This is a genomic window from Photobacterium jeanii (genome assembly GCF_001650345.1).
GTDB classification, from domain to species: domain Bacteria; phylum Pseudomonadota; class Gammaproteobacteria; order Enterobacterales; family Vibrionaceae; genus Photobacterium; species Photobacterium jeanii.
This window is the reverse complement of sequence record NZ_LVHF01000012.1, coordinates 1,284,620-1,308,164: the sequence shown is the minus strand read 5'-3', so window position 1 is coordinate 1,308,164 and position 23,545 is coordinate 1,284,620. Positions and strand designations below refer to the sequence as shown.

Sequence of the window (23,545 nt, the reverse complement as noted above, 5' to 3'; positions counted from 1 at the left end):
ATGAGACCTCTATTGTAATCCTCTCTCTATATCCCTTCAACTGGCTGCGCAAAGCACAAAAATGCGTAACAAGCTGCATATCTGGAATCAGAAATACGATCATAATCACAAACAATAATAATTATTTCAAAATACAAAACAACGCTGTTTTTATTCAGGAGTGATTCAGCTTAAATGTCTATCGTAATTGGCAAATGCGAGTGGTTATTGTACTGATAAAGACATAAATACCCTGCTTTTTTTGCTCCAAAAATGTGTAAATACCCGTGCTTTTATAGGGAATTTGGCAGCGTTTAGGGTTCTGCTGCCATTCAAGGAAGAAAAGCAAAATTATCTGATTTGTTCGATGGAACACTGGATATGAACATGTCAGATAGGGATAACCAATAAAAAGATTAGGACTCAGAAAATGAAAAAAACACTTCTAGCAGCACTACTTCCTGCAATGCTTGTTGCAGGTACTGCTCAAGCAGCAACCGTTTACCAAGCTGAAGATGGCTCACAGGTAGATGTGTTCGGTCGTCTTGGTTTTAGCATGACTAACCGTACTGGTGGTGATAACGCAGACGGTAACGCACGTGGTCGCTTCGATAACCGTCTTGGTTTCGGTGGCGCACAAACTATTAATGATCAAATGTCTGTAATCGGTTGGGCTGAGTACCAAATCGGTGCAGCTGAAGGCGCAAACGCAGGTAACGACAGCTTCACCGCTCGTTACGTGTGGGCTGGTGTTGACATGGGTAACATCGGTAAAGTGACTTTCGGTCGTGTTGCTTCAGGTCTAATCATGGCAACTGACATTGCCGATGTATTCGCAGCGTCTGACGTTAACCTAGCAAGCCAAGCTAGTGTAATTAACAGCAACGCAACTCAAGTTTTCCGTCAAGATGACACCCTACAGTACCAAGGTACTTTCGGTGACCTAGACGTGTCTGCAGCATACATCATTGGTAACGATCGTCTGAAAAACGGCTACAACGTAGCGGCTCGTTACACTTTCGATATGGGTAACGCGGGTAAACTAGCACCAGTTGTGGGTTACCAACGTAACACTGCTGAAGACAATGTAAAAGATGCGGCTCAGCAAAACCTAGATAAGAACGATTTCTGGACTATCGGTACGCGTTACTACTTTAATGACCTAATGCTAGGCGCGGTTTACTCTGAAGACAAACTGTCTTACAAAGGCAATAGCGACGCAACTAAAGATAAAGGTTACGAGCTAACAGCGGTTTACGATTTCCAAAACGATTGGGTTGTTCGCGGTGGTTACCGTGACTATAAAGCGAAAACTGGTTCAACAACAGATCGCACAATGAAAGACTGGACTGCTGAAGTTCAGTACAAACTGACTGATCGTTCTTCTATCTTCACTAGCTACGTGAAACGTGATGGTGAAGATAAGTCTAAAGCAAGCAATGCTAAGTACGATCTAAACCAAGATTACTACCACTTAGGTCTACGCTACGAGTTCTAATTGAACCCGTAATCAGAAATACTGCATGAATCCTTTATAAGACAAGCCAGCGTGAAAGCGCTGGCTTTCCTCTATAAGTGATGTTTGCTGTGGAATACGACATAAAAATATTTAAGGGATAAGGAATGAAAAAGACGCTGCTTGCATCAGTATTACCTGTTTTGTTGGTTGCTCAGTCTGCTTGGGCTGATGTGAAGATTAAAGTACCAAGCAATTTTGAAATTTTGGCAACGCAGCAAGTCAAACTTAAAAAAGCGCAAAAAGAAGTAGTACTACCAGAGGGTGAGCAGCATTTGTTGGTGCGTTTTGATAGTCCTACTAACCCACATTCGACAGCTCAATCATTGGGGTACGTTAGTTCGCAGCCTATTTTAGTGAGTTTTTATGCTATTGATGGTGATGTGATCACCTTAAAACCACCGCGTGTTGATACTCAGCGTGAAGTAAAAGCGTTTGCTCAAAAGCCTACTTTTACTTTGATTGATGCGAAAGGGAATCCAGTGGAGCATGAGTCTGAACTCGTTCCTTTTGAAGGCTCACCAATTACAGCTAACTATCATACCTTGTTGGCGGCTCAAATCGGTTCTTCTGTGGCTGCCCCTGAGCTATCTGCAACAGCAGCTGGAGATAATGGCAAAGCTGTTATTTCATCAGCAAGTGCGATTAACGTCAGTAAACTAACGCCAGCTCAAGCCGATGCATTGTTACGTGAGTTGTATCGAGGTGCTGACGAACAACGTCGTAAAGAGTTTATGCGATGGGCACTTGGCCTGTAAGCGCAGTATAAAATAACAAAGCCCAGTTCCAATGAACTGGGCTTTGTACTTTATAAGCAAACAAAATAACAACTTAGTTTGTTGGTCTTACTTTGTATTCTGCTTTATCAAGGTTGTGCTTTTTCATTCGAAGATACAGCTTTTTGCGTGGGATCTGCAGGTAGCTGGAAACTTCATTTATTCGCCCGGCAAACAAGTACAAGGCATCTTCAATCACTTGCTTTTCGTAGTTATCCACCAAGTCATCTAACGGGCTACTCATTTGTTCAAGCGGTTTCGTGCGCTCTTGACCTGCAAGTTTCACAATCCCAATCGCGTACAGCTCGGCAACATTTTTAATCTCAAGCACGTTACCCGTCCACTCGTGGCGATTTAAGGTGTTGATATATGCTTTATCAACAGCTGGCACCGGCTTTTTCAAAGTTAAGCAGCTCTGTTTTAAGAAGTGCTTAAACAGTGGGGCGATATCACAGGTGCGTTGCTGTACCGTTGGGAGTGAAATACGTACCTGACTGAGGAAGTAAAACAGCTCAGGTAAGAAGGCTTCGGTTTCAACTTGTTGCTCCGAGCCACCATCGGTTACTGCCAGTACACGAACTTCTTTTTTACCCTGACGCTCTTGCTCCAGTAGGAATCGACATAACCACTTTTGCGTTTCTTTTGGCATGTCTTGCGGGTTGTGTAAACACAGTGACCCGCTACGAGCTGAGATCATACTGCGTTGCAGATCCGGCGTCGTACTCACATCGCTACCGCGTAAAGTGGCGTAAGGGCCTTGACGAATTTGGCTACTGTCGTGAAGAAGGCGCGCTACGGTACTGCGACCCGTTCCCGGACAACCTTCGATCAGTACGTCTTTTAATGTTGGTGCGGTTTCCGCAACTTGATCTCGGATCTTACAGATCAATGGGCTATCACCCAGCAAGACGTTACTCGCCCCTTTTAATAGCGTAAGGCGTTGAGCAATCACTTGCTGGCGTTGAGGCAGGAATCTCTCTAGCAGCTCCAATAATTGTTCTGGTTGAAGTGGCTTTTGCAGAAAGTCCACTGCACCTTTTTTAACTGCATCGACAGCCATTGGAATATCACCATGACCTGTGATCATGATGACAGGTAATTCATGGTCAAGCTGTTTGATCTGATCAAGCAGTTCGATACCGCTTAATCCCGGCATATAGATATCGGTGACCACGACACCCGCCCAGTCTTTATGCAGCATATCCACTGCTTTGGTTGGATCTGTAACTGCAAGGGCGCTATAACCGGCTATCTCTAATAAGTCTTGGTATGCCTCAACGACATCTTGGTCATCATCAATGACCAGCACTTGAGTATCATTGGTTATTTTCATGTTTTGGTAACTCCAGTATCACCATTGCACCCTGATCTAAATTGGATGCAAGAGAAATGCTTCCCCCAAATCGGGTCAGAATTGAGCGACAAATGCTTAAGCCTAAGCCAAGTCCCACATCTTTTGTTGTTGTAAATGGCGTAAACAGTTTTTTCATCATGACAGCGTCAAAGCCACCGCCGGTGTCACTAACCGCGATCATGATGGTGTGTGGGTTCGGTGGTAGTGAATGTACTTTGATATGACGCGGCTCATTGCTAGCGACGGCATCACAACTATTCACGAGTAAATTCACTAGAACTTGCTCAAACTGCACATCGTCAGCAAGGATCAGCAAGTTAGGATCGATAGCATTTTCAATTTGGGTTTGTTGAACCCGAGCTCGACCTTCGACAATCTGCATCGCTTGTTCGACAGAGTCTCGGACTGCGATTGGGCTTAATGGGTTATCAGCCGATTGCTTCTTCGAGAAGTTACGAAGGCTGGCGATAATACGCCCCATACGCGAGGTTAGCCCTTCTATTTTTTCTAAATTGGTCGGTAATTTATTGAGCTTATTTTTCTTCACTGCCATTTTAGTCGCAAAAACATGAGTCGATATTGCTGACAGTGGCTGATTTAACTCATGTGCGAGTGATGTCATAGTTTGACCGACCACTGCCATTTTGGCTGCTTGGATCAATTCATCTTGTGTCGCACGTAAATCTTGCTCGATCCGTTTACGATCTTCGATCTCTTCACGTAATTGGCGGTTACGGTTGGTCAGGGATTCGGTCTTTTCATATACGATACTTTCTAACCAACGGGCGGCTTTTTCTTGCTCGGTAATATCAGTCATAGTGATGATGACTTTATCGGTATTACCTTGTTGGAATAGGCGGAAATCAAGGCGGAGATACAAGTGTTCTTGGTTATGGAAATGCTTGAGCGTCAGGTTACATGCGCCATTTTCTAGCAGCGGGCTATTGTCATGAAAGAGTGACTCAAGGCGTGAATCTATGGTGCTATTAAACAATTGCCAGATAACAATAGGTTCACTGTCGGTCGGTTTGTGCTGGAATAAATGAAGCGCACTGGAGTTCACAGACTCCACTTGCCCTGTCAGATCGCACGTGATGATACTGGCTTGAGTATTGTTGATTAAGTTAAGGGCGTTGGTTCGCTCCATCTCTTTCATTTGATGGCAGAATTGGCGCAGGTTTTGGCCTATTAAACCAATCTCATCTTTGCCGGAAACTTGGATCTCAGCATCAAGGTTACCCTTAGTGACTTCATGTAGATCGCGGCTCAAGGTATTGAGGCGTTTCACAATTCCGCGACCGACTAAGTAAATCGACAAAATAATGGTCAGCACAATCGCCAAACAGACTGCACCCAGTAAGAATAAGTTACTGATGATAATCGCTTTACGAGTTTGCTCGTTAAGATTGATCAGGTTGTCATCGGCTGCCGTTACCATTTTTTGGATCAAAGCTTCTTGCTTGGCAAGTCGTTGCTGAATTTCGGCCTCGTGCTGGATGATCACCCGGTAAATTTCAGCGTTTTGCTTTAGCTGCTGCTCTAACGGGCCACTTGGGGCAACCACCTTGATCAAATCGCTGAGCCGTTCGCGATAGGTCGAGGTGGAAGGGTAGTGGCTGAGTTGTTCACTCATGGTTTGTACTTCGGCAATTTTGTAGCCGATAAAGTAAAACGCATTGCTGAGATCGCGGTTGTGATGCTGCAGAATAATTTCTTGTGCGAGCTGGTGGAGTTCGTTTTCTTTAACCGTAATTGATTGGATCAGTGAGAACTCGGTCATGACATCAATGATGGCATTGGTGTCGATGATATTAGGTAGCATTCGGGTAAGTTGCCACTCGACCTCTTGCTGCAACAATGGTAGCTCGTTGATGAGATCTTGGTGTACCCAGTGAATGTTATTTTCAATTTGTGACAAGGTGTCGAGCTGCTGGTTTCGCTTCTCAAGCTCGTTAGTGTAGTTCTGCAAGGTTTCAGCAAGCCCTTGCTGGGTATTGAGGATCGCGGCGTACTCTTCCATGCTGACCGTGTCTTTGATTGCCAGATTGATCAGCAGAAGCTTGGCGGTGATTTTTTGTTGCAGTTCATGGTGGATCACCGGATCCGTATTCATGCTGATTTGGTTCAGCGCTGCTTGTAAGCCTGCAGTATTACGCTCTAATTGGTAACTTGAGCGCAGCGTTGGCATATTGATAGTGACGATTTCTTCGATGTGATCGTCAAGGGTTTCCCAGTTGTATACCGCCACACCACTCACACCAACGGTCAGTAGTGCCATAAAGCCAATGGCAAAAATAAGGCGGTTGCCGATGGTATTCACGTTAACCATACGTCTTGGCCTCATAGTCCATCACGATCTGTTCGGTTATTTTGATCGCTTCAGTTAGCTGGTTATGCATTCTCACGCACCAAGGATTACCGTCGTTATAACTTTGGACATCTATATTGGGTCTGGCTTTGACATTGGCTGAAATTGTCATCGCTTGCTGCTCGGTCAGCGGTGGTGTGGTTGCCAGCTTGATGGCTTTATCGATATTTTGTCGTTGCTCTGGCGTCAGGAACGGATAGTTACTGACATCATGGATCAGTTTCCACGCTTTATTGTGGAGTGCGAGTGTGTGGCTCACGCTATGGGTGTAGAGCTTTTTGATCACTGCACTGCGTTTATTGAGTAAGGCAAAATCCAGCTGTTGTCCGAGGGCACGTTGATCTCTTGCTTGGCGCAAGACATAACTGTAGTGCGAGTTGATATTGTGTAGCATCTGCGTCATCACAGACTCGAGAAAGCTGATAAATTTTGCACTATTAGCAGCGTTATGGCGGTTCTCAATACTCGCCATAAAAGCCGGGATCACTGGGCTGTTTGGTTGGTAGCTAAACCCAATGAATGGGAATGGCTGCTGCGAACGATATGCCATGATATCGGCGACAGGGGCGATGCCTGCTCGCCCGCGTGAAATATCATCGGTCGCACTTAACATCGAGACTGACGCTAAGTTGCCACTGAGTTGATACAACAAATGCCAACCATCATCCCATCCGTATTGTTGCAGTATGCTCTCTATCATGTAATGGCTAAACACAGACCGTGAAGGGGCTGCCATCACGATATGACGGAAATATTGAGGGTGCGTCAGGCTTTGCCAGCTACTTGGTCGATCGAGATTATGCTTTTCTAAATAACGTTGGTTCCACATAAAGCCGTAGCTGGAATAGCCTAACAGCGCTAATTGTTTGTCAAACTGCTTTAAGATGACTTTTGCTTGTTGAGAGGCGTACTCTTTATTGATTGTCGGCAACTGCTTTAGCTGTTTTTTTTGTTGGAGCGAGCTAAAAAGAGAAAGCGATGACGAAATAACCACGTCGATATCGTGGTTTGGGTCATTGAGCAGACGCTGTGCGGCATCTTCATGGCGATGCAAGACCCGTAGTGCGACATTAGGGTATTGTGCTTGGTATTTTTCGACCAGTTTTTCGAGGGCGCTGGGCTCAAAGGTCGTTAAAACAATAACAGGCGTGTTATAGGCCAACACAGCGGTTGGTAGGCACAATAATAAGAAAATGAGTATGCGGCACATGTAATGAGATTTCTTTATAACTTATATCTGCAACAGACTCAGGTTCTGGATGGTAGATAGTAGATAAGTGGAACAGAGCTAACTAATGTAGCGACTAATTGCGTGGGATTATACTAAAAAAGCAAACTGTTTTTGCATTCTTGAGCTTGAAAGCGATTTTGTAATAAAACCGAATAAGTTTGAGTTAGTTGTGACTCAGGGCGGGAAAATTGCTGGGTGAAGATCACAAAAAAACTGGAGCGAACTCCAGTTTTTATGCAATTAAGCTCAATCACCTAGGATATTAAGCGCTCAGAATTTGTTGTAGTTCTGTTGCACATAGGTGGTATTGACGTGGACAGTTACGCCATGTTTGTAGCATGCGTTGATACTTTTCAAGCATAGGCACTTGGCTGTTGAAGTGATGCTCTGTTTTATCAAATTGAGGGTATAGAGCTTCTTCTTCCGTCAGGAAACGCACGTAGTGAACTAGGTGAGGTTCGGTTGCTGCGTCAAAACCTAGGAACTTCAAACGGCGAGTATCAACTTGTGATTGATCCGCTTCGCTTAGCATTTTGTGTGATTCTTGCATCGCGTGGTGCATTTCCATGAAATCAATAACTTGACGGCAATCTTCTTCCGACATGTTACCGAAATCTTTATCTAGCTCACGCATTTGCAGGCCGTAACCGCGTTCTACGATAGTTTGTAGGCGACGGTATTTCGCTGCATTCTCAGGAGTTAGCTGAGACATTAGGTAATACTGGTTAGATAGAATTAGACGTTGTGCGTTTGTCATTTCCATGTTGATAGGCCTTCAATACTTTTATCTTCTGAGGCTGAGATTAGCAGTTTGGATGTAAAAAAACATGATCTGACCCCATGTAGCACGTGTTTTTTTGTTAAAAAATATAGGATGGTGAAAGCTTATGCATTTTTGTGTCATTAACAGAAAGTAACCATATAGTTAATGTGGGCTTGATGGCATGAATCACGATAAATATGAAGGGTTATGAATGGAAACAGTGCAGTGGCTAGCATGGATAGGGTGGGGCATTGTGCTCTGTATTAGCTTTCCTATTGGTGCTGTTGAGCAATTTCGTAACAATAAAAGTTATCAACATAGAATTTTCGCGACTATGTTGATCCTTTTTTTATTGTGGCGGCTTCGCGCTGGGATCAGTGATGATCTGACGTTTCATTTTCTCGGCATGACAGCGCTGACTTTGATCTACGGTTGGCGTATGGCTTGTGTGATTGGCACTATTCCGGCATTCGGTATGGTGGTGCTTGGATTAGTACCATGGTCGAATGCTGGGTTATATTTGCTCACCACAGTGACTCTCCCCGCGCTAATCAGTTATAGCGTATTTCTCCTTTCTTATTATTGTTTAACCCGCCATTTGTTTGTCTATATTTTTGTGGCTGCTTTTTTAAACGGGGCTGTGGCGATAGCCGCCAATTTGCTGATTACTGCATGCGGTGTCTGGTTCGTTGGTAGCCATAGCTGGCACTATATTAGCGACAATTATCTGCAGCTATTACCGCTCGTTTTATTTCCTGAAGCCTTACTCAATGGGATGACTATCACTCTGTTAGTGGTGTATCGCCCGCAATGGGTTTGTACCTTTGCCGATCGAGATTATTTTGATCCTACCCACAAATTCTAATGATGCAAGATTAGTCATTTATTGTGAAAATTGATGCTTTCCACTGCAACCGTAATGACGGGCATTGCACTCTTAAATCGATCCCCTTACTCTTCCGCGCCGGCGATTTTCGCCGTTAACTCAAAAATTGCATTTAATCCCCGATAGCTGAGTGGACATGAGTTGGCTCAAACATAGCAATCGATTGCTAGGAAGGCATGGATCAAGGAGAGCAAAAGGAAATCGAGCGCATTTGGTATTGGTACATTTATTTCTGCCTGTTAGGGATAAATGACACCAGTGAAATAAAACGAGCAGCATTACGCTGCTTGGTGAAATTGAGACAAAACAATGCAATTGATTTCTGGTTTGGTCGGTATTCTGGCTTTAATCCTTATCGCATATCTTTTATCGGAGAAGCGATCACACATTAACTGGCGCACTGTACTTGGCGCGTTGGCCATTCAAATGAGCTTTGCCGCGATTGTGCTTTACAGTGACGGTGGTCGCTCAGCACTAGGGGAGTTTTCTGGTGCGGTGCAAAATATCATTAACTTCAGTAACGACGGGATCCGCTTCCTATTTGGTGGCTTAGTATCGGACAAGATGTTCGAGCTATTTGCTGGTGGCGGTTTCATCATGGCATTTCGTGTGTTGCCTGTGGTGGTGTTCTTCTCTGCGTTTGTGGCGATCCTTTACTATCTTGGCATTATGCAGATTTTGGTAGGCACGCTGGGTCGAGTGTTAGCGAAAGCGTTAGGTACTAGCCGTGCAGAATCTATTTCAGCGACAGCCAACATATTCTTGGGAATTTCAGAAGCACCACTGACGGTGCGTCCATACATTGCACGTATGACACGCTCTGAGCTTTTTGCTGTGATGGTCGGCGGCATGGCATCGGTGGCTGGCTCGGTATTGGTAGGTTACTCGCAGATGGGGATCCCATTGGAGTACTTATTGGCGGCATCATTTATGGCGGCACCTGCTGGTTTGATGATGGCGAAATTGCTGATCCCAGAAACTGAAACGGTCTGCGATTCAGCGCAATCTGAAACTGAGCAAGAGAAAAAGCCGGCTAATATCATTGATGCCGCAGCGCAAGGTGCACTTCAAGGGATGCAGTTGGCGTTGAATATTGGTGCGATGCTATTAGCTTTCATCAGCTTGATTGCGATGCTGAATGCGCTGATTGGCTGGGGCGGTACTTGGTTTGGCTTTGAAGGGTTATCGCTAGATTTGCTGTTTGGCTACTTGTTCCTCCCGTTTGCCTACATCGCAGGTTTGTGGGATTTCGATGCTGCTCAGCAGATGGCGACCTTGTTTGGTACTAAAACAACCATCAACGAGTTCGTGGCTTTCTCTCAGCTAGCACCAATGATTGAAAGTGGCGTGCTGGATAAGCGCACTGAAGCCATTATTGCTTTTGCACTGTGTGGCTTTGCAAACTTTGGCTCGATTGCGGTATTGCTAGGCTGTATGGGATTGATGGCGAAAACCCGTTACGATGAAATTGCCAAGCTGGGAATGAAATCGCTTGTAGCTGCAACGTTGGCAAACTTACTCAATGCCACAGTTGCCGGATTATTTATTTCACTAGCGATGTAATATCAAGCGCTAAGTGAATAGCTAAAACAAAGCCACGCAATTGCGTGGCTTTGTTGTTTCATGCTTCGGGCGTTTGATATTTCAGACACTAAAGTTTACATGTTAATTGCTGCGATTAGCTAAGACCAATAATGTTGCCGTCAGCATCAATATCTAGCCCCATGAAGGCCGGCTTTTCTGGTAAGCCAGGCATGGTCATGACGTTGCCGCACAAGGCGTAAACAAAGCCAGCACCAGCACACAACTTCAATTCGCGGATTGGCACGATAAAGTCACTTGGTGCACCCTTAAGGCTAGGGTCATGGCTGATAGAAAGCGGTGTTTTTGCCATACATACTGCTAGGTTGTCATGCCCTTGCGCTTTTAGCTCGGCAAGTTGCTGTTTCGCTAGCTCAGAGAGCTCCACGCCACGACAGCCGTAACCCACTTCAGCCACTGTCATTAGCTTTTCTTCCAGCGGCTGAGATAAGTCGTACAACGGCTTAAAGTTGGCTGGTGTTTGACAGGCTTTCACTACAGCATTAGCGAGCTCAACAGCACCTTCACCGCCTTTACCGAAGGCTTCGCTCAACGCAACATCGACATAGGTCGCGAATTGTTCATTGCTGATCATGGTTTTCAGCTGCTCAAGCTCTGCATCGCTATCTTGTGGGAAGCGGTTGATAGCAACCACGACAGGTACACCGTATTTAGCTGCATTGTTGATGTGCCATTTTAGGTTATCAAAACCCGCTATCAGCGCTTTTTCATCTGGCTCAAAAATAGCTTCTGGTAGTGCTTGCCCTGGACGTAGGTCGTATAGACCAGAGTTCGCTTTTACGCCTCGTAGGGTAGCAACTACGACAGCACAATCGGCACCGCGACCAGCTTGTTGGGCCTTGATGTTACAAGCTTTTTCAAAGCCCATATCAGAGCCGAAACCACCTTCAGTGACGGTATAATCACTCAGCTTAAGCGCAATACGATCGGCAATAATCGAAGAGTTACCGTGGGCGATATTAGCAAATGGGCCTGCGTGGATCAGAGTTGGCACACCTTCTAAGGTTTGCATTAGGGTTGGCTCAATCGCTTCAACCATGGTGACTGCCATCGCACCAGCCACTTGCAGATCTTCTGCGGTAACAGGCTGACCATTGTGGTTGTATGCCACCACGATGCGACCAATACGTTGACGCATATCGGCTAAATCGGTAGAAAGGGCAAGGATCGCCATTAGCTCAGAAGCGGCTGAGATATCGAAACCGTCTTCACGCTCGATACCATTAATGGTTTTACCTTCTTCGTTTTTACCCACGGTGATCATGCGAAGGGCACGATCGTTGTGGTCCATCACGCGTTTCCAAACGATGCGTTCACGGTCAATGCGCAGCGCTGGTAATCCGGTTTTTTCTGCAAAGGCATCGTAGCCGTGGCGCTCTTCATGATAGATACGTGCATCGATAGCAGCCGATGCCAAGTTATGAGCCGCTGTGACGGCGTGAATATCGCCAGTCAGGTGCAAGTTCAACTTCTCCATTGGTGCTACTTGTGAGTAGCCGCCACCTGCTGCACCGCCTTTCACGCCAAAAACCGGTCCCATCGATGGTTGACGAATACACGCCATCACGTTTTCACCGATCTTAGCTAGACCTTGTGCCAAACCAATAGAGGTGACCGTTTTCCCTTCGCCCAGAGGGGTTGGAGTAATCGCGGTTACAAGGATTTGCTTGCCGTCTGGGGTGTCGGCTAGACGGTTAAGGATTGATGGTTTTACTTTAGCTTTAAGCGTGCCTTGCGGCGTTAAATCTTGAGGCTCAATACCCGCGTTTAGCGCAATTTGATCAATAGGAGTGAGTGCGGCTTCGCGGCAAATCTGAATGTCGCTTTTCATGTTGGCTCATACCCTTCTAAACAATGGAGAAGCACTGCTTTGAACTGCTTTTGCAGGTCACGCAATCGTTTGCGGTGGTTTTATACCACAATTTTATCACGGTTATACAGTTTTATTCCGATATATGTGTTGTTGAGTTGTTAGGGTTTATAACATTGTGAATATGGCAAATCCGAGAGGTGGCTAGAAGTCTTTAAATAATTGACGTTGTCACGTGTTTCAATTTTGTTAATTGTGTTGTCGCTAACAAAATTATTCTTATCTTTAATGGGTAGGTCAGCTAATAACTGGGTAGTTAATATGCAGTTAGCGGAGACTTATGTGGTATTTATGAAGCTTGGCACGTCCTAGTGTGATTAAGCGGCGTATATTATGCTATTTACAGCAAAATATAACAACGAAAGGACGTGAGTAATGCTTCACTTCAACTTCCACAACTCCACCAAAATTTTCTTTGGTGAAGGTCAGATTGCAGCAATCGCGAACAATATTCCTCAAGATGCCAAAGTGTTAGTGACATACGGTGGTGGCTCAATCAAACAGAATGGCGTTTATGACCAAGTTTGTGCCGCGTTAGCTAATCATAGCTGGACTGAGTTTGCAGGTATTGAGCCTAACCCGCAGTATGACACCTTGATGAAGGCGGTTGAGCAGGTAAAAGCACAAGGCATTACTTACATTCTTGCTGTTGGTGGTGGCTCGGTAGTGGATGGCACCAAGTTTATTGCGGCGGCGGCTCATTATGAAGGCGGCGATCCTTGGGATATTTTAGCGGCAAGAGGCAAAGTGAAATCTGCGGTGCCGATGTCGTGTGTGTTAACGCTGCCTGCAACGGGGTCGGAAAGTAACATTGGTGCTGTGATCAGTCGTGGTACGACGAAGCTTGATTTTCTTTCGCCGCATGTACGCCCGCTATTTGCAGTACTGGATCCTAAAGTGACGCTGACCCTATCTGAGCGCCAAGTGGCTAACGGGGTCGTTGATGCCTTTGTGCACGTGATGGAGCAGTATTTAACTTACCCTGTGAACGCAAAGGTGCAAGATCGTTTCTCTGAAGGTTTACTGCTGAACCTGATTGAAGAAGGACCAAAAGCACTAGCGACACCAGGTGATCTTGAGGTGCGCGCCAATATTATGTGGAGTGCCACTATGGCGCTTAATGGCCTGATTGGGGTCGGTGTCCCTCAAGATTGGACGACTCACATGATAGGTCATGAACTGACGGGGCATTACGGCATCGATCACGCACGTACTTTGTCGATTGTGTTGCCAGCGGTGATGAAGGTGCAGCGTGAGCAAAAACGTGCCAAGTTATTACAATATGCTGCTCGTGTTTGGGATCTGCATGAAGGTGATGAGGATGCGATGATTGATCTAGCCATTGCGAAGACCGAAGCCTTCTTTAGTCAAATGGGCGTGCCGGTTCGCTTAAGCGAGGTGGATCTCGATCAAGCAGCCGCTGAGGTGATTGTTGATTCATTGGTTGCCCATGGTATGACAACGCTAGGCGAGCAGAGGGATATTACTCCTGAAGTGAGCCGTCAAATCTTACAAACAGCGCTATAATCGTCATAAAGTGTTTGCTTTAGATATTAGGTTGGAGCACAACGCGTAAATAGCGAAGCTCCAAGACTAAAAGAGGCTCACTTGAGCCTCTTTTGTTTTCATTTAAGCTGCTAGTGCCAGTTGTTGCAGTTTTAAAAAGCGGGCAGTGTTCTGGTCTTGCGTCTCACAGATGCTCAGCAGATCATCGATGAAATGGTCCAACGCGCGTTGCTCAATCTGTTTGATTTTTTGCTGTTGGCGCTCGGTTAGCATGTGATACATAGTGGCCGCGCCGAAATCACCGAAGATGATATTGGCATCATCATCAATCAGCGTATTGTGCGCATATAAATCACCATGGCATACCTGATTATCGTGCAGGTGATTAAACACATCTTGCATTTGAGCAACAATCTTCTCGATTGCATGAATGCTTAAGCTAGACCCTTCGCTGAACGTATCACGGGTGCACGTCTGTAGGCTTGGTGGCAAACCTAGGTTGCGGTAATGGGCTGGGATCAGATTCATGATCAACGCTAAGTGATCTTTTTCATTTACCTGTGCCAGTGACTGCACCAAGTTTGGGTGGTTCCCCACTTTTAAGCAGGCTTGTAATTCATCTTCTGGGTAACCATCGCTGGTCACTTCGCCTTTGAAGACTTTAACTGCAATATCGGCTGGTAAGCCTGCCTGAGGTTTTAACCATTTGGCTTTGGATATCACCCCAGAAGCACCTTGTCCAAGCACCTGCTCTAACTTGTAGCTATCAGAAGTAATTTGCGGCACGGTCTGATTTTGGATGTCAGAGCGACTAAATGGGTTACCACCAAAGGCAAACCAAGCAAGTTTAGGCAATGAAAGTAGTTGTTCTGGGCAGTGCTTGATTTCGTTGGCAGAGATACGCAGTAATTCAAGCTGATGAAGCTGGGACATACTCTCAGGCAGGTGAGTCAGTTTGTTACCCGCTAGCGCCAATTTTCGCATCCGAGTGCAGTCGCCCAGCGACTCTGGCAGCTGAGTGATTTGGTTATCGGTCAGGATCAACCAGCGTAGTTTTTTCGGTAGTGAGTTTGCTGGCACGGTGTGGATTTGATTGGTTTTAAAGCCAATCATTTCTAATTGTTCCATCTCACCGAGTACTTCAGGCAGGGTAGTGAACTGGTTATTAGAAGCGAAGAGGATTTTAAGCTTTTTCAGCTGGGTAAGTGCTTGAGGTAATTCTGATAACTGGTTATTGGAAAGGTCGAGGACTTCTAAACTGTCAGCTAGGGTCAGAATTTCCAAAGGGAACTCTGTGAGGTTCTCTTTTAATGACAGGCGGGTGATCCCAGTGAGTTCACCAGATTTTAGCTGAGAAAGAGTGTGCAAAATAAAGCCTTTGGGGTTGTCGCTAAAATAATGAAAAAGGAGAGCGTGAGGCTCTCCTTTGAATTTGAATGGCAGGCGCGTAGCAGATTAGTAAATTGCTTTGTGGCCGTAGCTGGTTAGGATCTCTTTGATCTTTTCCATCGTTTCTTTTGGCGGTGGACTTACGCCTGTAAGTGGGTAGTCAAAGCCCATTGCTTCCCATTTGTGCTCACCAAGTTGGTGGTAGGGTAGCAGCTCAATTTTCTCGATGTTATCCATGTCTTTGATGAACTCGCCCAAAAGGTGAGCAGAGCGTTCGTCATCGGTAAAACCTGGAACAACTACGTAGCGGATCCACGTTTTTTGACCGCGTTGGTGTAGGTAGCGAGCAAAATCCAGTACGCGCTTATTAGGTACGCCAACCAAGTTTTGGTGGATAGAGTCATCAAGCTGTTTAAGATCTAGCATCACCAGATCAGCAACATCTAACACTTCATCAATCACATCGGTGTGCTTACGGATGTAACCGTTAGTATCAAGACAAGTATGCAAACCTTCTGCTTTTGCTGCACGGAAGAAGTCACGTACGAACTCAGGTTGCATCATCGCTTCACCGCCAGATGCGGTAACACCACCACCAGAAGCCTTCATAAAGTGACGGTAAGAGGTGGCATCTTTCATGATTTCTTCGACGGTGACTTCTTTACCATCGTGCAAATCCCAAGTATCACGGTTGTGGCAATACTGACAGCGCATCAAGCAGCCTTGCATGAATACGATGAAACGAATACCTGGGCCGTCAACGGTTCCACAGGTCTCGAATGAGTGGATTCGACCTTTTACTGACATTGCTTTATTTCTCCGCAGTGGTGCGTGTTTTACCTGTCATTTTATTACAAAAAGGCAGGTGAACGCAGCAAAATTATCGCGAAAAATGTAAGGTCTTTGGCTTTTTAATCAGCAGTTTGTTGCTCTACTATCCGTTAGACTTGTAATTGAGTTACTTTTTGCTGCCATTCCTTATGCCATTGGTTGAGCTTGGTGGCTGGCATGGGTGGAGCAATAAAATAGCCCTGAGCGCGATGACAATTTAAGGTTTGTAAGGTATGCCATTGATGATGGGTTTCGATGCCTTCGGCAATCGCGGTTAGCTCAAGACGACGGCAAAGAAACAGACAAGACTCCACAATCGCGAAGGCGGTATTGCTGGTTTCAATGGCGCGAACAAAGCCCATATCAATTTTTAGCGACTCAAACGGTAGGGTTTCCAACTGTTTAAGAGATGAAAAGCCAGTTCCGAAATCATCAATCGAAAGGGTAAAGCCATGCAGGCCTAGTCGGGAGGCGGCTTCGAGTGCCCGCCCTGTATCTTTCACCATGTCAGACTCAGTAAGCTCGAAATACACTTGCTCGGGTAAACCTGTGTAGGTTTGCGCCAGCTGTAATACTTGGTCGACAAATGTTGGCGAGCTTAAGGTGCCTGAGGTGATATTAATCGCTATGCGAGTGTCGTCAAAGCAAGGTTGGTGTTTGAGGATATAGCCCAAGATGTAGAGGGTTAATTCGGTATCTAGGTTTTGCTCACACAGCTGTGGCATAAAGGTTGAAGGTGATAGTAGCCCAGCCTCGGGGTGGTTGAGGCGAATAAGGGCTTCACTGCCAATCCATTGCCCGGTTTTTAAATCCACTATCGGTTGAAAGAAAGGTTGCAACCATTGTTGCTGAAAGGCCTGATCTAACATCGAGCGGCACACCAAGTCTCTTGGTAAAGATTTGGCGGGGATAGAGCTGGGGTGCGCACGAAGCTCACGCGCGTTTTGCAGTAATTCCGCCAGTGTTGATAACTGAACCGGCTTGCTGAGTGCACCAAGTAAGTTGAGCTTGTAGGTGGTACACATTTTACTGACCGAGCGTAAAACATCGTAGCTGGTGGCACTGGTGATGATCACACCCCCAGTGAATTTTTTTTCGGCCATTGCCCGCAAGAAGCTGATCCCATCCATTTCTGGCATGTTGAGATCGCACAGCAGCAGATCGGCATGATAGTGGGTTAAAATATCGAGCGCATTTTTTCCCGAGTAGGCGGTTTGGATTTCATCCTCAATGCCCGTCAAGAGATGGTTAAGCTGAGTAACCATCACTTGACGTTGAAAGGCATGATCTTCAATGAGTAATACTTTCATTTAGGCTTATGACTTGTTTTCCAAGTTTCGTTATATGTTGTTCTATTACCAGCAGTTGGTTTGTAATGGTGTTGCTGGCTGATGGTGTAATGGCTGCGGCGCTTTGTAGCGCGAATTGCTCCATATGTTCGCACGCTGTCGCGAGGGCTTGAAACTCAACCATGCGTGCCGCTCCCTTCATTCGGTGGCTAAGCAAGCGAATGGCTTCATGGTTATGGCTGCTTACCGCTTGACGTAATTCATCGACGTCGTTTAAGCATGCCTCGTGGTACTGCATCACAATTTGTTGACACATGGCGGGATCGCCGAAAATACCACTTAGCGCTACCATATCAATGACATTGTCATTCATATTGGCAGTGGTGTTCGCTGGAGCTGGGGTAGTGCTAGTTTCATTGCTAAGTGGCACCGCAGAAGTAACGACGCTTTCTTTAACTGTTTCATCAGTAAGATCATCTTCGCCAACAAAATCACCTAAGTCCCAATCGTTTAAATCGGCGTCTAATTCGGTGCCTAATTCAGTGTCTAGGTCTGTTGGTTCAGCTTCAAGCAGGCTCATATCATCTGCCATTAGCATGTCGAGTGGCGAGAGTATTTCTGAGTCTAAAGCTGAGTTTTCATCGCTTGCTTCATTACTGATATGAGGTGCGAGCCAGCGATTGAGCACATCATCAAGCTGTTGAAGATTGATAGGCTTGAACAAGCACTGATCGAAGCCATTTTGCTTGCAGTTGTTTTTCTCGCTGGCGGCTGCGTTAGCTGTTAGCGCGATGATCGGCAGTCGCTCACCTGTGGTGGTGGTAAAACCGTGTTGCTTAACGGCACTTGCTAACCCATAACCATCAAGCTCTGGCATGTGGCAGTCTGTAAGCAGCAGATCGTAGTCGCGCTGTTGAAGCGCATTCAGAGCTTGTTGACCGTTATCCATGATCTCTGCTTGATAGCCTAACTGTTTGAGCTGCTGAGCAATGATCTGCTGGTTTATCGGGTGATCTTCCGCGACCAAAATCTTGTACGGTTTCATCGCACATGGCTTGATTGCGTTAGCGTTTATTGAAGATGCTTCCTCTAGAGCCAAGTGGGTATGCGTATCGAGATTATCGAGATTGCTCTTAACGTTAACATCCGATGTTACTAAAGAGCTTGGTGCTACTTCTGGTTTCGGTGTTGTCAGTACGCGCTGAAGATGCGTTGGCATCAGAGGGCTAACCGATAATACCCAGCCCGCCGCTGTTGGCTCAGGAGAGAGCAAGGTCGCCTGACGTAATAGCACCCAATTAAGATCGGCCGCGTGCGTGGTGATCCACGTTGGACTTAATTCTAAGGCACGATAATCGTATTCAGAGATAAAGACGGTTTCTGGCTTGGATTGCTGTAACTGAGTGAGCAGCTGTGCGCTATCGAAAACACTTAGCGCTTTTACCTCATTTGCCCACTTAGCTAAATAACCGTGTAGGATCGGGTAGCTCTGCTGTGGCAAGTTGATCAGGGCACAACGCTCAATGAGTGCATGTGGTTTGGCTGGAGTGAGTACCGGACAATCTAGCTCAAAGATAAACTGGCTCCCCTTGCCCAATTCACTTTCAACATGAATTTCACCACCCATCAGCTGTACCAGTTGGCGACAAATAGACAGTCCTAATCCTGTGCCGCTAAAGCGACGCTCGCTGCTAAGATCGGCTTGCTCAAAAGGTTGGAATAGCTTGCTGGTGTCTGCTTGGCTAATACCTATACCCGTATCTTCGACGGTGAAGCGAATCGTTTGTTGTGGATCGAACGCGTCTTCTGACGGTTGGCGCATAACCTCAACTTGTAGCCCAATATGACCTGATTCGGTGAATTTGGTGGCGTTGTTGAGTAGGTTATTGAGCACTTGGCGTAGGCGTAATGGGTCGACTTGCACTTCTTGAGCAAGTTGAGGATCAACCCATAACTGGAAGCCAATGCCTTTTTGTTCGGCATGCACCAAATGTGGCTGAACCAACTGGTGGATAAAGTCATTCATCTCACAAGCGGCAGGGCTGAGGGTGAGTTTGCCAGCTTCAACTTTCGAGAAGTCCAATACGTCATTCACGATGTTGAGTAGGTTATTGCCTGACTGCGTTAGGCTATTGTGAATGCTTTTCGCTTCTTGATGCTGAATGTGTGGCTGTAACAGTTCGAGTAGGCTGAGTACCCCGCTGATCGGGGTACGAATTTCATGGCTCATCATTGCCAAGAAACGTGATTTAGCCACGGTTGCGGCTTCTGCTTGCTGACGCGCTTTTTCAAGCTCTTGCTGTTGTTGTTTCATGTGGGTGATGTCGAGCATCACGGTATTCCACTGCCAGCCTGTCTCGCGAGGTAAAATATGGCAACGTAACTCGACCCAGCGGTGAAGGCTGCCATGACTTTCTAGTTGCAGTTCTGTTTTCCAATAGCCTTTGTGGCAGGCTTGTTTCATGGCTTCAAGGATAGCGGCGTTGTCACGGCGCTGTTTAAGAAGGTGGAAAATCAGCCCCGGACTGGCGAACAATTTCGCTGCTGAAATACCCACAAGCTCATAGATTTTTTCACTGACAAACAGCAATTCAATATCGCTAGGATCGTCACTACGTTGGTAGTGTTGCAGTAAAACCCCATCAAAGTTGTTGGTGAGGTAAGTGAGCTTTTGTTCCGCTTGTTTACGGTTTTTGATCTCGTTGCTGAGTTTGCGGTTGGAATACATCACAAACGCAAAAATAGCGCTACATACCGCAGTGATTAAGGTGCCCCACAACAACAATTTTTTGTAAGGGATACCTTCATGCACGGTAACAGTTTGCCACTGGTTTTCAATCTCACTGAATTTGTGCGGTGGAATAGCGTTAATGGCTTTATTGAGCAGTTCGCGCAAGACTGGATTATTATTATCGACTGCCATACCAACAGGGTGGTTATGGTTATCCAGCTCACTTTCAATGATGTTTAAGCGACCAAGAAAATCGTTTTGAAGCAGTGATGACGCGCTCGATAGCGAGATGATCGCCACATCAACATCGCCTGTAACCGTTGCGCGTAACAGCTCTTCGTTACTTTCAAAAAAGAATAAAGGGTTGTCTTTGAAGAGTTCACGACTTAGAGCATGGCCGTAACGGTTTTCGAGTACCCCAATTCGGCTCTCGGCGGTGAAATCAGCTTGGTTGGCATTGTCGATCATCACCCAGCTTTCATCAGTGTAAGGCTGGGTGCACAAGAAGTAGCTCTGGCGCTCTTCGGTACAGGTTACAGCGGCAATCGCATCGAATTCACCACTGGAGAGCCCGGGTAAAATTTTATTCAACGCCGTCATGGGTACCGGAGTGATGGAAACTTGTAACAACTTGCCCACTTCCGCCAGAATATCTGCACTGATCCCTTCCATTTTGCCGTTGGCAGCGCGGAATTGATAAGGGAAATCATCTGGGTGATAAGCCACTTTCAGTGTGTCGTGGTGCTCTAACCATTCACGCTCTTCTTCAGATAAGTTCAGCTTACTGTCGATAGTGAGATAGCGTTGCTGTGAGGTTGTTAGCCAAGTATCTAGAATATTGTTGAGCAGATGTTTATTGAGCGATTCCAAGCCACGATTAAGTTCGTTGATCAATGGCACTTGTTCGCGATGACTCGCAAGGTATAAACGCTCATAAGGCAGGTCAGGCAACTCTTTAAGTTGCAGCGCAGATTGATCTTCTTGATGCGACATCATGTTTTTGATGGTGATGGCGTTGCCAATGTAAGCGGCAGCATCATCACTGATGACAGCATTGAATGCATCGTGGCTTGAAGGGTAGGTCTGTAACTTTAGTGGCACCGTTGTGAGTTGTGCCAATTGTTCTTGGATCGCAAAGCCTTGCTCGATGGCAATTTGGCTTTTACCCATATCTTGAACGCTATTGATGGCTGGATTTTTGGTTAACACCGCCATAGGCACAACCAATAAAGGTTGGCTAAAGTGCATCACCTTTTTACGCTCAAAGGTGGATGATACCCCGACTAAAACATCAATTTCTCGGTTATGAAAACCACGCAGTACGTCATCAAAGGTAGGGTAAATGATGGTTTGTGTGGTGTAGCCACTGGCTTTGGCGATCTCGTACATTAGGGTAGGGAGTAACCCTGAAATATGGCCCCGCTCTGAAACATAAGTAAAGGGAGCCCAATCAAAGCCTGGATAACCGATGCGAAGTACTTTTTTAGGTACAGCAGTGCCTGCTTGAGTGTTAATCGCACTCGTGGTTTTGGTGGTGTTTGCCATTGCAAGCGGTGCCAAGCACAACAATAGGCATAAGAAACGTTTTATCATGCTGGCTGAGATCCTGTTGCCTTCGTTGTCATGTTTTGCACTGGGGTATGGAAAGCTTCATCCGATTGACGCAATGTTTGGTACCACTGAGGTGGCTCAGGTTGCGCTTCAAATGTCCAACGGGCTTCCATCAAGAATTCACGTTGTTGGTGGCTGATCGGCAATAAGTTTTGGCGAAATAGCTCAATAAGCTGCTTAGCAATTCTGCTATCGAAGCGATAGCGCGGCCACAATTCCAATAAAGTTTGTCCGTTATCTTTTTTCGCTGGGCTATCCAGTAGTTGTGCTACGTCTTGATAGTCGTTGGCTAATTGCTGGTGGAGCGAAATGTGACGTGCAAGCCAGTGTTGCTTGAGTAAACGGTGAGTCGCATTCGTTTCGTTAGCAATCAGCTGCTGTAAGCGTTGTAAGCAGGCTTGCTTTTGCATGGTCATACTCAGCTCGCTGTACACTTTGTGCAGCAAGACGTTGATTTCAAAACTTGTGGTCAGTAACTCTTTACCTAGTTGAAGCTCTGGCTGTTGTAAGTAACGGTAAGCGGTAAAGGCATCATCACTTTTGGTTGCTTGGAGTGCTTTTAATACCCAGATATAGCCACGCTCTTCTGGCGATAATGCTTTTTGTTGGGTTTGAGCAAGCCACTGTCTTTCCAATGTTTTCTTATGCTGGACACCTTGTTCTATCTGTCCCCAGAATAACAGTGCATGGTAGCGCGGCTGATCCCAAATCGAGTGCTGAATTTGCACACAAGCTTCGCGTAAACGCGTGAAGAAAGCCTCTGAGCGAGTGGTCATGATCAGCCAAAACAGGGTGAATTGACGCTCGAGATTGGTGTAGCTCAACTGCTGGGCTTGTTGCCAGTAATTAAGCGCCTCGGTCAGTTGACGGTTTTGTAGTGCCAGTTTGGCACTCAGCTCTAACACTTGTAGATGATTAGGATGTTGCTCTCGCAGTTGCTGCAATATTTGCTGAGCGGCTACTAACTCTTGCTGTTGGAGGTAAAGCTCAGCCAGCAATAACTGTGCAGGTAAATACGGGTGTTTAGTGACGAAATTGCCAAGTAGGGCAATAGCGGTACTGTGCTCGCCAGATAGCATCAACTGTTTACACAGTGCGGTGATGGCTTGACGAAACGATTTGGTACTTTTAGCTTGTTGCAGTGCGGCTTTAGCGCCTGCTACGCCGGCTTCTTTAAAGCTCGCTTGTACTAACTGATTAAGCTGACGCTGGGCAAAGTTTGCCTGTAAGCGCTGCTGTAACGCATCAGTGCGTAGAGGCTTGATTAAGTAATCATCGGGTTCATATTCCGCAAACCCCATAAAGACTGGCGTGGAATCTTCAGCGGTGATCACAAATACCATAGGTGAATGCGTCAGCAATTGCTGACGTGACAGGTGTTCAAGCAGTTGAAGGCCTGTACTGCCATGACCGAGGTTGAAATCAATAAATAGGATATCAAAGCTGGTGGTTTGGCACGCTTTGATAGCATCAATAGCATTGGTTGCGGTATGGATATTCGCCGCATTAAAACCGCAATTTTGAAGGATCAGTTTAGTGGTTTGCTGGATGATGGTGCAGTCGTCAACAACAAGTACCGTATTATCTTGCCGCATGAATCATATTATCCTACGAGCGTGAGTACGCTCCGCATAAAAATAGCGATATGACCCTGAAACGTATACCTATTCTGGTATATGCCGATAGCTCAATATTATGGTCGAGCGTTATTCATCCTTAAATGGCATTGGTGCAGGGGATGATTTTTGGCAGATGATAAGTGAGAGTTATGATTTTGGCAATAAACAAAATGCCATTCAGTATATCGTGTGGTTTATTGCCGGATTTCTACAGTGAAATCATC

The 23,545-nt window shown here is 46.0% G+C and carries 15 protein-coding genes; 5 read left to right on the top strand and 10 right to left on the bottom strand.

Annotation, left to right across the window (positions count from 1 at the left end; all coding sequences use genetic code 11):
- The first annotated feature begins 409 nt into the window (after positions 1–409).
- Positions 410–1,477: a porin gene (locus A3K86_RS07190; RefSeq protein ID WP_068329826.1), complete on the top strand. Its 1,068-nt coding sequence runs from the start codon at positions 410–412 to the stop codon at positions 1,475–1,477.
- 125 nt (positions 1,478–1,602) lie between these two features.
- Complete coding sequence (locus A3K86_RS07185; RefSeq protein ID WP_068329824.1) at positions 1,603–2,253, top strand: DUF2057 domain-containing protein; 651 nt, start codon at positions 1,603–1,605, stop codon at positions 2,251–2,253.
- Between the two features lie 73 nt (positions 2,254–2,326).
- Here A3K86_RS07185 and A3K86_RS07180 read toward each other — a convergent pair whose 3' ends face one another.
- The 4 genes from A3K86_RS07180 to A3K86_RS07165 all read right to left on the bottom strand — a co-directional run bounded on the left by A3K86_RS07180 (position 2,327) and on the right by A3K86_RS07165 (position 7,987).
- Positions 2,327–3,604, bottom strand: a complete 1,278-nt coding sequence (locus A3K86_RS07180; protein WP_068329821.1) for a sigma-54-dependent transcriptional regulator — start codon at positions 3,602–3,604, stop codon at positions 2,327–2,329.
- Positions 3,588–5,954 carry an ATP-binding protein gene (locus A3K86_RS07175; protein ID WP_068329818.1) on the bottom strand — a complete coding sequence of 789 codons (2,367 nt, stop codon included), beginning with the start codon at positions 5,952–5,954 and terminating at the stop codon, positions 3,588–3,590. Before A3K86_RS07175 ends, A3K86_RS07180 begins: the two co-directional genes overlap by 17 nt.
- Entirely contained in the window at positions 5,947–7,203 is a 1,257-nt protein-coding gene (locus A3K86_RS07170; RefSeq protein WP_068329815.1) for an ABC transporter substrate-binding protein, read from the bottom strand. The genes A3K86_RS07175 and A3K86_RS07170 overlap by 8 nt, the downstream gene beginning before the upstream one ends.
- A 283-nt stretch (positions 7,204–7,486) precedes the next feature.
- On the bottom strand, positions 7,487–7,987 hold the full coding sequence (locus tag A3K86_RS07165; RefSeq protein ID WP_068329812.1) for a YfbU family protein: 501 nt from the start codon (positions 7,985–7,987) through the stop codon (positions 7,487–7,489).
- Positions 7,988–8,198: 211 nt separating this feature from the next.
- On the opposite strand from A3K86_RS07165, the gene A3K86_RS07160 reads away from it, so the two are divergent.
- Entirely contained in the window at positions 8,199–8,852 is a 654-nt protein-coding gene (locus tag A3K86_RS07160) for a hypothetical protein (protein WP_068329809.1), read from the top strand.
- 330 nt (positions 8,853–9,182) lie between these two features.
- Positions 9,183–10,436 carry a NupC/NupG family nucleoside CNT transporter gene (locus tag A3K86_RS07155; RefSeq protein ID WP_068329806.1) on the top strand — a complete coding sequence of 418 codons (1,254 nt, stop codon included), beginning with the start codon at positions 9,183–9,185 and terminating at the stop codon, positions 10,434–10,436.
- Positions 10,437–10,551: 115 nt separating this feature from the next.
- Here A3K86_RS07155 and A3K86_RS07150 read toward each other — a convergent pair whose 3' ends face one another.
- A complete protein-coding gene (locus A3K86_RS07150; protein ID WP_068329803.1) occupies positions 10,552–12,306 on the bottom strand; it encodes a formate--tetrahydrofolate ligase in 1,755 nt (584 codons plus the stop codon).
- A gap of 414 nt (positions 12,307–12,720) precedes the next feature.
- Between A3K86_RS07150 and A3K86_RS07145 the strand changes: the two genes are divergently transcribed.
- Positions 12,721–13,872 (top strand): iron-containing alcohol dehydrogenase, encoded by a 1,152-nt coding sequence (locus A3K86_RS07145; protein WP_068329800.1) that lies wholly within the window; start codon positions 12,721–12,723, stop codon positions 13,870–13,872.
- Between the two features lie 102 nt (positions 13,873–13,974).
- On the opposite strand, the gene A3K86_RS07140 is transcribed toward A3K86_RS07145, so the two are convergent.
- From A3K86_RS07140 to A3K86_RS07120, 5 genes are all read right to left on the bottom strand, one after another.
- Positions 13,975–15,219: a leucine-rich repeat-containing protein kinase family protein gene (locus A3K86_RS07140; protein WP_068329796.1), complete on the bottom strand. Its 1,245-nt coding sequence runs from the start codon at positions 15,217–15,219 to the stop codon at positions 13,975–13,977.
- 87 nt (positions 15,220–15,306) lie between these two features.
- A complete protein-coding gene (gene pflA / locus A3K86_RS07135; protein WP_068329793.1) occupies positions 15,307–16,047 on the bottom strand; it encodes a pyruvate formate lyase 1-activating protein in 741 nt (246 codons plus the stop codon).
- A gap of 134 nt (positions 16,048–16,181) precedes the next feature.
- Positions 16,182–17,381 carry an EAL domain-containing response regulator gene (locus A3K86_RS07130; RefSeq protein WP_068329790.1) on the bottom strand — a complete coding sequence of 400 codons (1,200 nt, stop codon included), beginning with the start codon at positions 17,379–17,381 and terminating at the stop codon, positions 16,182–16,184.
- Positions 17,362–21,684, bottom strand: coding sequence for a transporter substrate-binding domain-containing protein (locus tag A3K86_RS07125; protein ID WP_068329787.1), 4,323 nt, complete (start codon positions 21,682–21,684; stop codon positions 17,362–17,364). Before A3K86_RS07125 ends, A3K86_RS07130 begins: the two co-directional genes overlap by 20 nt.
- The gene (locus tag A3K86_RS07120; protein ID WP_068329784.1) at positions 21,681–23,297 is read right to left on the bottom strand and encodes a response regulator; all 1,617 of its coding nucleotides are present in this window, start codon (positions 23,295–23,297) and stop codon (positions 21,681–21,683) included. Before A3K86_RS07120 ends, A3K86_RS07125 begins: the two co-directional genes overlap by 4 nt.
- Between the last annotated feature and the right edge of the window lie 248 nt (positions 23,298–23,545).